This window comes from Tunicatimonas sp. (genome assembly GCF_049647865.1).
Lineage (GTDB): Bacteria > Bacteroidota > Bacteroidia > Cytophagales > Cyclobacteriaceae > Tunicatimonas.
In genome coordinates this window covers 1-12824 of the sequence record NZ_JBARYM010000104.1, presented here as the reverse complement: position 1 = coordinate 12824, position 12824 = coordinate 1, and the positions used below count along the sequence as shown (strand labels likewise).

Sequence of the window (12824 nt, the reverse complement as noted above, 5' to 3'; positions counted from 1 at the left end):
AAACTTCACCATGCGTAATATCAATGAGGTAAGCCAAATTTGGCCCGTGTTCCGCGCTTTATTCAAAAAGAAAGATTTGGTAAAAGAAAATGCTGCTTAATTCATATCAATTCTGTGTATTGTAGACCATTGACTACTAAAGAATGAATAAAGACCAATATAGAGCAATGTTTAAAGATCCTAACTGGGACTTTGAAACGCTACAGGCAGCTGATGAGATTACTCACTGGATAGGAAAGGAGTACTTTAAATTAGATACCTACCCTAATCAGATAGAGATTGTCACTTCCGAGCAAATGTTGGATGCTTACGCGTTAGTGGGGTTGCCTACCACGTATCCACACTGGAAGTTTGGGAAGGATTTTGTGATGAACCAAAACAGTTACCAGAAGGGTAGAATGGGGTTATCTTATGAAATGGTTATCAACTCTAATCCTTGCGTGAGCTACAACATGGAAAATAACACTACCTGCATGATGGTGTTAGTAATTGCCCATGCTTGCCAGGGTCATAATGCCTTTTTCAAAAACAATTACCTATTCAAAGAGTGGACCTCCGCCGAGTCTATTCTTGATTATATGGTTTTCGCTCGTGACTTTGTGGTTCGCTGCGAGGATGAATTTGGCTGGGAAGAAGTGGAAGGGGTATTGGATGCTTGCCACGCCTTGATGGATTTTGGAATTGATAAGTATAAAAAACCACCTAAACTATCTTCAATTAAAGAAGAAGCGCGCCTACGAAGATTAGCCAAAGTCAAAGCTGAGAACTATAATGATTTGCTTCGTACTCTGCCGGAAGGATTGAAAAAGCGAGTGAAAATTAACCAAAAGAAAGCGAAATTTCCAACTGAGCCCGAAGAGAACATTCTCTATTTTATTGAGAAAAATGCGCCCAAACTCCCAGTCTGGAAGCGAGAGCTTATCCGTATCGTTCGCAAGGTAGCTCAATACTACTACCCGCAGGGAATGACCAAGGTGATGAACGAAGGCTTCGCCACGTTTATGCACTATCATATTATCAACAAGCTTTTCGACGAAAATTATCTGGATGATGGATTTATGCTGGAGTTTCTTAAAAGCCACAGCGGAGTTATTTATCAGCCTCAGTACAATAGCCCTCATTTTTCCGGTCTTAATCCGTATACGCTAGGTTTCAATATTTTTATGGACATCAAGCGGATTTGCCAAGACCCAACCGAGGAAGATCGGAATTGGTTTCCCAACCTTATCGGTAAAGATTGGCTGGAGGAAGTACATCTAGCAATGGAAAACTTCCGCGATGATAGTTTTATAGCTCAGTATTTATCGCCCAAAGTGATGCGCGATATGCGACTATTTTCGGTGCTGGATGATGAAGATGAAGAGCACTACGAGATTATGTCAATTCATAATGAGCGAGGTTACCGGAAAATCCGGGAAGCCTTGAGCAAACAGTACGACCGTTCCAGTCGCGTACCCAATATTCAGGTTGAAAGTGTGGATACTCACAAAACCAGCAAACTTACGCTCATTCACAAAATCCAGAATGATCAGCTATTAAACGAAGGCGAGGCTGAAGAAACCATTCGCCATCTTCGCTATCTTTGGGAGTTTCCGGTAGAACTGCATTCCCGCAATCGGGCTGGCATTGATGAAGATTTTTATGAATGTTAGCTTTAAGTGTATTGTGTTAACGTGTTACTGTATTAATGCATTCAGGTAGAGGCCGTAATGCTGAACACCGTTCCACGGCGGTCTGAACACTTCGCACTATAACACCCTAAATCTTGGGATTGAAATAATTTCCCATCATCTTTGCCCACCTATGGATTTATCAACAATCAAGAATATTATATTTGATCTGGGCGGAGTAGTTATCAATTTAGATACCCGAGCCACCTTCGACGGATTTGCTGCAATAAGTCGCTATACCGATTGGTCGCAAAATTCAATTGATGAAGTGGATTTGTTTTTGGATTACGAAAAAGGAACGATCAGTAGCGAAGAATTCCGCGCGGGTATTCGTGAGATGACGGGTAACGCCGACTTAGCCGATGAACAGATCGATAACATCTGGAACAGTATGCTGCTAGATATTCCCCTGGCCCGGTTGGAACTGTTACTGCAACTATCCGAAAAGTACCGATTATTTGTATTGAGTAATACTAACGCTATTCATGTTCCAGCTTTCAACAAAATTGTAGAAAATGTGAGTGGCAAACCTAATATTCACGCATTCTTTGAGAAGGTTTATTTCTCTTACGAAGTAAAAATGCGAAAGCCTGAGCGGGAAATTTACGAGCACGTACTGAACGATAGCCAACTCAAATCTGAGGAAACCCTATTTCTGGATGATAAAGAAGAAAACCTAGTCGCAGCTCAGGCGGTAGGCATCCAAACCGGTCAAATTACATCTCAACTAGATATACTTTCATTCTTCAAAAACGCATGAAGAAACGTTATCGTCGCTGGGGGATACAGTTGTTACTTTTCTTGATCACACTTACGACCACTACGTTTGCCGGTACGGAGTGGCAATACATGCGCTTCGTTGGTTTTGACTTGAACCCGGTTACCTGGGAGTGGTTCGTAAAGGGCTTTGCGTTTTCTTTGCCATTTTTGGGAGTGCTTACTATCCATGAATTTGGTCACTACTTTACTGCTAAATGGCATAAAGTAAAAGTGACCTTACCTTACTACATTCCGTTTTGGTTTGGTTCTTTGGGTTGGATTGGACTGATCGGAATACCTTCTATCGGAACGATGGGTGCCGTCATTCGCATCAAAGATCACATCAATTCCCGTAAGCAATTTTTTGATATTGGTATTGCCGGGCCATTAGCGGGTTTTATTGCTGCATTGGTTGTATTGTTTTACGGATTCACCCATTTGCCAGAAAAAGAATATATCTACGAAATTCATCCGGAATACCAATACTTCGGCGATAATTTTGAGGAGATTGTCTACCAAAAAGATACCTTCTTTTTGACAAAAGATTATGAGCAACAGTTTGGACCTGCTCCCGCATTTTGGCCTGATACAATGCGATTTGGACCTAGCGATGCTACGTTTGCGCTGGGTGGTAACTTACTAATGACTTTCTTTGAAGAAAATGTGGCACCGGAAGATGATTGGGTACCCAACGCCTACGAGATCATTCACTATCCTTGGATTTTCGCCGGTTACTTAGCCCTATTTTTTACGGCTCTTAACTTAATTCCAATCGGTCAGCTCGACGGGGGACATATTCTCTACGGCTTAATTGGTAGCCAACTACACCGCAAAGTTTCAGCCACATTATTTATCAGCTTTGTATTCTACTCAGGATTAGGAATTGTCACCCTAGCAGATACATCCGAAGTTTTGATGTGGGAGATACCGCTGTACATCGGATTTTTATATCTCATGTTTTCTCGGCTCACTCGCTCCATTCAGACCAATCTGATGGTAGCCGTAGCTGTTTTTACGGCCCAGTTTTTCATTTCTTCTTACTTTAATGTGCAAGGATATTTCGGGTGGCTGCTCTTTGCTTTTCTTATTGGAAGGTTGCTGGGTATCTATCATCCGGTGACTTTCGAAAATGAACCACTATCGCCTACCCGCAAAGTGCTGGGCTGGGTAGCCTTGCTGGTGTTTGCATTATGTTTTACACCCAATCCGTTTGGGCTCTCCTAGTCAGCAAAGATTAGCTTACAACCGTTGAGAGAGTTTTTGGGTCTTGTAGATAAAAGGTAAAAACTATGTAGAAGTTAGTATTTATTCTGCTGCTCTCTGCCCCGTTTTTCTCCTGTGAAGAAGGCAATAACCTTTGCCAAGAAACAAAAGATGGTTAGTATCTGCTACGAAATATACTCTCCGGTTTGTGGGTGTAACAGTAAAACGTACAGTAACGATTGTGTAGCCGAAAGCTATGGAATTACCGAATATACTTCAGGGAAGTGTGAATAAGAAAGATTCTACCCTAAGCGGATTACTATTCAGTTAATTCTTCTGAGAGGTAAACCTATTTGGGAAGAATTGATTACTTTCACACCTTACCCTTACCTAGAATATATGAGAATTGAAATACCCCGCGAGGTTGAGCGTTTTGGGCCAATTATGTTTCATGATGTACAAAAGGTGTACGAGCTGGATGCCGGACTGAAACTAGCTAAAAATGAAGGGAAAGAAAATTCAACCATCGTTCGTCTCTCCTACGAATCGGTTAACGCTATTGAGCAGCAAATGGTAATTGTGGTGCCAGTGATGGATGAGCGAATAAAGCTTATTGAGGGAGTACTTTGCGGTATTCCTAATGATTGCCTCACTATTGTGGTTTCCAATAGTCCTCGCGAACCCATTGATCGGTTTTATATTGAGAAGGACGCTATTGAGCACGCCGCCCGATTCATGAATAAAAAAATCTTAGTAGTCCACCAGAAGGATCCACTGTTAGCTAAAGCCTGTATTTCTTCGGGCTACAAGTATATTCTTGACAAAGAGAATAATGTGATGAACGGCAAGGCTGAAGGAATGATTCTAGGAACTATTCTGGCAAATCTGACCGGACGGAAATACATTGGGTTTATTGACTCCGATAATTTCTTCCCGGGTGCGGTGCTCGAGTACGTTAAAGAATATTGTGCAGGCTTTTTGTTAGCAAAATCGCGGTACTCGATGGTGCGTATTTCTTGGCACAGTAAGCCTAAAATTGTACAGTCTAACTTGTTCTTTGCCAAACGAGGAAGAGCTTCGGAATATACCAATCGCATTCTAAATTCTCTGATTAGCCAGTACACCGGCTACGGAACCGAAATTATCAAAACTGGAAATGCTGGTGAACACGCAATGTCAATGGATTTAGCCGCTAAGCTAGATTTCTCGTCCGGCTATTCCATTGAGCCGTATCACTACATTAATATGCTGGAACGTTTCGGGGGCATTGTTGGCAACCCCGAGAAAGATGTGATGAAAAATCGTATTGAGCTATTTCAGATTGAATCTCGCAATCCGCACTTGCACGAAGTAAAGGGGGATGTGCACGTGCAGGATATGAGCCGAGCAGCGATGGAAGTAATTTATCGTTCACCCATTTGTCCAGAGTCATTAAAGAAAGAAATTCTAGAAGACCTATACAATCGAAAACTACTAAAAAACGGTGAGAAGCTACCTGAAACGTTATCGTACTATCCGGCTATCTGTAACGCTGATTTAAAGAAATTCGCCAAAACATTAGAAAACCACGAATATGCTAAGCACTTTAAAGCAACCAGCGTAAAAAAGGTGAAGAATGATACGCCCGGCTTAATGCGGGAAAAAATTGCGGACACCGGAGAGCTTCCGCCTGATCAGAACAAAGTACTGGAAATGAAATAAAAGTAGGTTTAAATTTCATCCATTGAGCTGCAAATCTGTTTTTAGACTCTGTACTTTGCCTATTTCATCGGCCATAGTTCTGGCTATGACTTCAAAAATAGACTCGTTCAGTGACCAAATCCATGGTTTCCGTATACAAAAACAAAACATAAATATGCTCTAGCATGAAAACGGTTGTTTTTACCGATCTGGACGGAACGCTACTAGATTTTCAAGATTACTCTTATCAGACGGCCGCACTACTGGTTCATCAACTACGTCAGCAGGGAACTCCGGTGGTGTTTTGTTCCTCTAAAACCAAAGCTGAACAGGAGTACTATCGGAACGCGCTTAACAACCTTGATCCGTTCATTGTAGAAAATGGAAGTGCCGTCTTTATTCCTGACGGATATTTTTCATTCAGCATAGCCGATAAACTCTCGGGTCAGTATCAAATAGTGTCGGAAGGTAATTTTAAGGTTATTATCTTAGGTGAAAGTTACCAAACGGTTAGAAAAGGAATTGAGCAAGCTAGGGAAGAAGTTGCTATTCAACTTTTGGGGTACGCTGATTTATCACTAGAAGAAATAAGGATGATTACCCGACTAGAAGAAGCGTTTGTCCAACGAGCGGCTACTCGCGATTTTTCGGAAACCTTACTAAAGGGAGATAAATCAGGTGAGGGCTTTCGCCAATTTCAAGATTTGTTGTCTTCGCGTGGATTGTCCTGCGTGTCGGGAGGGAAGTTTCATACCGTGATGGGGCAGGGCAGTGACAAAGGGAAAGCGATTAAAGTTCTGACCGAGTTATTTGATCAAGAATATGGCGAAGTACACACCATTGGACTTGGTGATTCAGCCAATGATCTACCTTTATTGCAAGCGGTTGATGTCGGCTACTTGGTTCAGAAACCCGATAGAACTTGGTTAACTACCTCCGATGAACGCATTCAGAAAGTAGAAGGCGTAGGACCCAAGGGGTGGGTAAAAGTGGCTCAATCACTGATTACCGTATAAGTTTAGCAATTCCTGAAGTTCTATCAGCGAATTGGCTTCATCAGCTGGTTTATCGTGCCGCCACCGTAAAATACGCGGAAATCGCAGAGCGACTCCTGACTTATGGCGCGATGATTTTTGTATTCCTTCAAAGCCAATCTCAAAAACTAGTTCGGGAGTAACCGAGCGAACCGGGCCAAATTTTTCCTTCGTATTTCGTTTGACGAAGGAATCTACTTTACGCATTTCTTGATCGGTGAGCCCAGAGTAAGCTTTAGTGAACGGAACCAGCCGACGTTGCCCATCGTACTCATCCCACACGGCAAAGGTATAATCGGAGTATAAACCCGAGCGACGGCCAGTGCCTCGTTGCGCATTAATCAGCACCCCGTCGATGGTGAGCGGATCAACTTTCCACTTCCACCAGTCGCCTCGTTTTCGCCCTACCTGATACGGACTATCTCTTCGCTTCAGCATAAAACCTTCCGCCATTAATGAGCGAGATTGTTCCCGAATTAATGCTAAATCTGCCCAACTATCAGCCTCCACTTTATTAGATAATAGAAAGTAAGAAGCTTGGTCACGCACTGCTTCATGAACCTCTTCCAGCTTTTTACGTCGCTCAATCATAGACCACTCCCGAACATCCTTGCCGTCCCCCTCTAGTAAGTCGTAAGCTTTTAGCACTACTGGAGCTTTTTTCAGTATCGCTTTGGACACATTTTTTCGCCCAATGCGGGTTTGTAACACGGCGAACGGTAAAATTTTTCCCTCAGCATAAGGTAGTATCTCACCATCAATAACGGTTCCTGAAGGTAAATCCAGCGCAAAGCCAGCCAACTCCGGAAATTTATCAGTGACTAGCTCCTCGCCTCGCGACCATACGTAGTGATTTTCCTCCCGCACCACCACCTGCGCTCGGATACCGTCCCACTTCCATTCTACTTGCCACTCATCTACTGTACCTAAATTTTCTATCTCTTCGGTAGTAACTGGGTGCGCCAAAAAGAAAGGGTAGGGGCGGGAAAGATTGTCTTCCCTACTTTCTTCCATAACCAGCGAATCAAACGAAACTTCGTTCGGATTCCAGTCACCCATCAGGCGGTGAGCAACAATAGTTTTATCTAGGTCAGCTTGCTCCGCTAACGCTCGAATAGCTAAGCCCTGAGAAATTCCAATGCGAAAGCTACTAGTCATTAGCTTGGTAAACACAAATTTTTCGGGCTGTGTCATTTGCTGCCAAGCGACGAGTACTCGTGCTTTCTTCTCATCTTCTTCCAGCTTGCTTAAGTCTTGCAAGTAGTCGACCCAGTAAGCTAAAGGCTGATCTTGGGTTTGGGTAGGCGGTGGAAGCATTAGCGAGATGGTTTCGGCTAGATCGCCTACAAATGAGTATGATTCTTTAAAAAGCCACTCAGGCAAACCAGCAAGCTCCATTGTCCAAGCTTTTAGCAGAGTAGAGTTGACCGGGCGCTTAGGACGTTTATGGCTGAAAAATGCGATAGTCCAAAGCTTATCGCGGTCCGGCGCAGTTGCAAAATAGTTACGAAGTAATGCTACTTTGTCATTAGTTTTGTTAGTCTGGTCGAGTTGAACAAATAGATCGGCGAACTGCTTCATAATCAGAAAATTCAACTTGTGAAACTAGTAAATGTTTCGTATCTCGGTAACCCTTAACCGAACCTGATTTCATGAGAACACTCTTTCTTTATACTGTCTTTTCTCTGCTCTTCCAGATTACATTTGCTCAAAGTACGACTGACCAGCCTAACATTATTGTATTCATCGCCGATGATGCCGGATGGCGCGATTTTGGTTGTTACGGCAACTCATCTATTCAAACTCCCAACATTGATCAATTGGCAGCAGAAGGTGTTCGGTTCACCAATGTATTTTTACCTACTCCGCAGTGTAGTCCCACGCGTACCAGTTTACTAACTGGTCAATTTGCTCATACATTACGTACCGAAGATTTACACACTCCGTTAGACACTGACGAGAGAACAGTGGCGCATCATTTAGGAGCAGCGGGGTACTATACCGCATTACTGGGAAAGTCGCATATCGGTAAGGAAGCTACGAACCAGTTTGATTATTTTAATCCGGGAAAAGGGAACCCTCGGGGGCAAGATTTAGCTACCGCCCTAAATAATGCTGGTGATCAACCCATTTTCACTTGGTTTGCCTTTTTTGACCCCCACCGTAGCTATCAGCCGAATACTATTACTAACTCACATAATCCTGACGAGGTAGTAATCCCCCCGTATTTAGCAGATACTCCCGAAACCCGCCAGGATTTAGCAATGTACTACGATGAAATCAGCCGAATGGATAGCGTGATCGGAGCTTCATTGGCATTATTAGAGGATCGGGGCAAGCGAGAGAATACGGTAATTATTTTTATGACTGATAATGGCAAACCTTTTACTCGAGCCAAAGGAACGCTATATGATGAAGGAATTAAAACCCCATTTATTGTTTATTGGCCCGCGCAAATAAATGAGGCTAGTACCAACGATAATTTGCTAACTTCTTTACGGTTGGCTCCTACCATTCTTGACCTGGCCGGAGTTGAAAAGCCCGAAGCTATCTTCTCTGAAAGTATGGCTCCGCTATTTAACGGAAGTGGTTCGGTGGCTGACAAGTACGTTTTCAGTGAGCGAAACTGGCACGATTGCGACGAACATATGCGAAGTGTTCGTAGCGATAGTTTCAAGCTAATCGTGAACAGCTATATTGAGCTTCCCCACGGAACGGCTGCTGATCTGGCTGGTAGTTTATCCCATCAATCGTTGTTGAGATGGAAGGAAGAAGGAAAGCTAAACGAAGCTCAGTCGCTAATCTTTCAGGTGCCCCGCCCCGTTATTGAGCTTTACGACGTGATAAACGACCCCTATGAGTTAAATAACTTGGCTTTTCGCGCTGAATATCGTCCGACTATCCGTAAACACTATGATGCTTTACAGCAGTGGATGAAAGAAACTAGCGATTTTTCTCCCCATTTTCGCCGAAGGTACGATAATACCGACCGCGTTACCGGGGCTATGTTTATGGGTGGCCCCCCCGAAATGTACGCTCCATTGCCTAATGAATAAAAATAATGCAATGTTTTAACAGTTATATAATAAAAAGTTGCTCTTAATTACCGCAAAAGGCAACAGAGTAAGTTATGTATAACTATTTACAAGTTTAGTGCAAATCAAAGTCGAATATTTGCAAAGGAAAGAATGAGCAACAGCTCTCATATTAACCGTTGAGCATTATCAAGCATACCATTAGGTACATATTGATCTTACTGGCACTATCAGCTTGCCACCGAGGAATGATATGCCCGGCATTTCAGAGTAGCTTTATTCTGGATGACAGCGTGCGAACTATGCACTTTTCGCTATTTGAAGGGGATACTACTACTTTTATGCCTAAGCAGTTTGTAACTGATAAGAGCCGCTACGGCATTATGGCTGACATGAGCTACCCCAAGAAGTACAATTCTCTCAAAACCATAGAGATGGTTACCATATTTCCTCCTGGTGAGCCAGTATCGGAAGATTCAGCCTACGTTGACCCGCTTAATTCGGGCGACCCAATGATGGCCCCGGTAGATTCAGTAGATACTCCGATGATTGTTGACGAGGAGCCAAAGTAGTTATACCACAATATTAACAATTCGTTTGGGCACTACAATTACGCGCTTGGGTGATTTTCCGTTAAGCCATCGTTGTACGGTTTCGTCCTGAAGAACCGCCTGCTCAATATCATCCTTTGACTTATCTAACGCAAAATTCAACTTAGTCCGTACCTTACCATTAATTGAAATAGGATATTCGTGAACATTTTCAATTAGATACTCCTCATTGAAAGTTGGGAATTTTGCTTGGGTAATACTATTAGTGTTTCCAAGCAAGTGCCATAATTCTTCAGCAATGTGAGGAGCGAAGGGGGACAAAATAAGTGCTAAATCCGTCAGTACTAATCGTTTGTTACACTTGAGCGATGTCAGTTCATTCACGCAAATCATAAAGCTGCTGACCGCCGTATTGAATGAATAGCCTTCAATATCTTCCTGCGTTTTTTTGATGGCTCGATGCAAAACTTTCAGTTCGTCGGGAGTAGGAGTGTCATCACTGACTGAGAAGTTGCCCTGATTGTTGTGAAACAATCGCCAAAGCTTCCTGAGAAATTTGAATACTCCGTCAATGCCGTTGGTACTCCAGGGCTTAGATTGTTCCAGCGGGCCTAAAAACATTTCGTACAGTCGCAACGTATCGGCCCCGTACTGTTCCACCACATCGTCGGGGTTCACTACATTGAACAGTCGTTTAGACATTTTCTCTACTTCCGAACCGCAGATATATTTTCCATCTTCTAAAATGAATTCAGCGTTGCTTAGGTCATCGCGCCATTGCTGAAAGGCATCAATATCCAGTACATCATTAGTTACCAAAGAAATATCTACGTGCATCGGTGCTACTTCGTAGTTATCTTTTAATCCAAATGAGACAAATTTATTTTCGCCCTTCACCCGGTAGACAATACTTGACTGCCCTTGGATCATTCCCTGATTGATCAGTTTTTGGAAGGGTTCATCTACCGTAACGTAACCACGATCGTGCAGGAATTTGGTCCAGAAGCGGGAGTAGAGCAGATGACCAGTGGCGTGTTCGGTGCCGCCAATGTATAAATCTACGCTTTTCCAGTACGATTGAGCTTCCTTGCTGACTAATGCTTCTTTATTTTGAGCATCCATGTAGCGAAACTGGTACCAAGACGAACCGGCCCACCCGGGCATGGTTGTTAGCTCGTAGTCGTATTGATCTTTATACTTCCAGTTACTCGCTCGTCCCAATGGAGGCTCACCACTTTCGGTAGGTTTGTATTCATCTACCGGAGGTAATTCTAGTGGTAAAACTTCTTCATCTAACAAATGAGGAATGTCATCTTTAAAATACACCGGAACTGGTTCACCCCAGTAACGCTGGCGGCTAAATACGGCATCGCGCATTCGGTAGTTCACCTTTGCCTCACCTAAACCTAACTGCACTGCCTTATCAATTGCGGCCTGTATCGCATCGTGCGAATCCATTCCGTTTAAGAACTCAGAATTGATAATGGTTCCGTGTTTTATCTCAGTTGGGTTTTTCAGACTCTCTGTCCCTTCAATTACGTGAACAATGGGTAGATCAAAGTGTCGAGCAAACCGAAAGTCACGATCATCGGACGAAGGAACTCCCATCACCACGCCGGTGCCGTAACCAGCTAAAACGTAGTCGGCAATCCAAATGGGTACCGGCTTGCCCGAAAGGGGATTGATAGCATAAGAGCCGGTAAACGCTCCCGAAACAGTTTTCACATCGGCCATCCGGTCGCGCTCCGAACGGTTCACCGCTTTCTCTACATATATCGCTACTACTTCGCCCTGTTCATCCGTCGTTAACTGGCCAATAAGTTCGTGTTCCGGGGCCAGGGTAATATACGTTACTCCAAATGTAGTGTCGGGGCGCGTGGTGAAAGCAGTGAGGGTAATATCTGAATCCTGAACCTTAAAGTCCAGTTCGCAGCCGGTAGAGCGACCAATCCAGTTGCGTTGCATTTCTTTTAGCGATTCAGTCCAATCGATGGTTTCCAAACCTTCCAGCAGCCGGTCGGCATAGGCGGTGATCCGCATCATCCACTGCTTCATCTTTTTGCGCTCTACTGGGTAGCCGCCCCGCTCCGAGAAGCCATCTTTTATTTCATCGTTGGCCAAGACTGTTCCTAATTCCGGGCACCAGTTCACCACCGTATCGGCTAAGTAGGTCAAACGATAGTTTAGCAGCATCTTTTGCTGTTCGGCTTCCGAGAAACTGCTCCACTCTTCAGCCGTGAATGCAGGAGTATCTTCATCGCAGGCGGCTTGTACCGAAGCATTGCCGTTTTGCTCAAACTGAGCGATAAGCGAATCAATAGGCTCAGCTTGATTTGATGTCTGATTAAACCAACTCTGAAACAGTTGCATGAAAATCCACTGGGTCCAGCGATAAAAATCCGGATCGCTGGTTTGCACCTCTCGGTCCCAATCGAACGAAAAACCTAAGTTACCTAATTGCTCTTTGTAGCGTTCAATATTTTGGGCGGTCGTAATCGCCGGATGTTGCCCAGTCTGAATAGCGTACTGCTCGGCAGGTAGCCCGAACGAATCAAAGCCCATTGGGTGCAACACGTTAAAACCCTTCAGACGCTTGTAACGAGTCACAATATCTGAGGCAATATAACCTAACGGATGACCTACGTGTAACCCGGCTCCTGACGGATAGGGAAACATGTCCAATACGTAATATTTAGGGCGGGTTGGATCGACCGAAACTTGGTAAATATTATTGTCTCGCCAGTGCTTCTGCCACTTATTTTCTATTTCCTGAAAATTATACTCTGCCATGATGGTGTTATTGTATTATGGTGCTTGGTGTTATAGTCTATTGAGAGTTTAGGTTTTAGGAATTGAAAAAGTAAAAACTAAGGATTTTTATCTACTGTATCC

Annotated in this window: 10 protein-coding genes; 8 read left to right on the top strand and 2 right to left on the bottom strand. The window is 43.6% G+C overall.

From position 1 onward, the window contains the following. Positions 1–143: 143 nt before the first annotated feature. The 6 genes from WBA23_RS03515 to WBA23_RS03490 all read left to right on the top strand — a co-directional run bounded on the left by WBA23_RS03515 (position 144) and on the right by WBA23_RS03490 (position 6328). Positions 144–1652 carry a SpoVR family protein gene (locus WBA23_RS03515; protein WP_424580863.1) on the top strand — a complete coding sequence of 503 codons (1509 nt, stop codon included), beginning with the start codon at positions 144–146 and terminating at the stop codon, positions 1650–1652. Between the two features lie 151 nt (positions 1653–1803). Further along, positions 1804–2430 carry an HAD family hydrolase gene (locus WBA23_RS03510; protein ID WP_424580862.1) on the top strand — a complete coding sequence of 209 codons (627 nt, stop codon included), beginning with the start codon at positions 1804–1806 and terminating at the stop codon, positions 2428–2430. Next, entirely contained in the window at positions 2427–3653 is a 1227-nt protein-coding gene (locus WBA23_RS03505; RefSeq protein WP_424580861.1) for a site-2 protease family protein, read from the top strand. Before WBA23_RS03510 ends, WBA23_RS03505 begins: the two co-directional genes overlap by 4 nt. A gap of 150 nt (positions 3654–3803) precedes the next feature. Beyond that, entirely contained in the window at positions 3804–3926 is a 123-nt protein-coding gene (locus WBA23_RS03500) for a hypothetical protein (RefSeq protein WP_424580864.1), read from the top strand. A 105-nt stretch (positions 3927–4031) separates the two neighbouring features. Beyond that, a complete protein-coding gene (gene mpgS, locus WBA23_RS03495) occupies positions 4032–5333 on the top strand; it encodes a mannosyl-3-phosphoglycerate synthase (protein WP_424580860.1) in 1302 nt (433 codons plus the stop codon). 164 nt (positions 5334–5497) lie between these two features. Beyond that, positions 5498–6328, top strand: coding sequence for an HAD-IIB family hydrolase (locus WBA23_RS03490; RefSeq protein WP_424580859.1), 831 nt, complete (start codon positions 5498–5500; stop codon positions 6326–6328). On the opposite strand, the gene WBA23_RS03485 is transcribed toward WBA23_RS03490, so the two are convergent. Continuing rightward, positions 6311–7927, bottom strand: coding sequence for an ATP-dependent DNA ligase (locus WBA23_RS03485; protein ID WP_424580858.1), 1617 nt, complete (start codon positions 7925–7927; stop codon positions 6311–6313). The two genes, WBA23_RS03490 and WBA23_RS03485, sit on opposite strands and share 18 nt — an antisense overlap. Before the next feature lie 71 nt (positions 7928–7998). Between WBA23_RS03485 and WBA23_RS03480 the strand changes: the two genes are divergently transcribed. Then, a complete protein-coding gene (locus WBA23_RS03480) occupies positions 7999–9402 on the top strand; it encodes a sulfatase family protein (protein WP_424580857.1) in 1404 nt (467 codons plus the stop codon). A 281-nt stretch (positions 9403–9683) separates the two neighbouring features. Next, the gene (locus WBA23_RS03475) at positions 9684–9953 is read left to right on the top strand and encodes a hypothetical protein (RefSeq protein WP_424580856.1); all 270 of its coding nucleotides are present in this window, start codon (positions 9684–9686) and stop codon (positions 9951–9953) included. On the opposite strand, the gene leuS is transcribed toward WBA23_RS03475, so the two are convergent. Then, on the bottom strand, positions 9954–12722 hold the full coding sequence (leuS, locus tag WBA23_RS03470) for a leucine--tRNA ligase (protein ID WP_424580855.1): 2769 nt from the start codon (positions 12720–12722) through the stop codon (positions 9954–9956). Between the last annotated feature and the right edge of the window lie 102 nt (positions 12723–12824).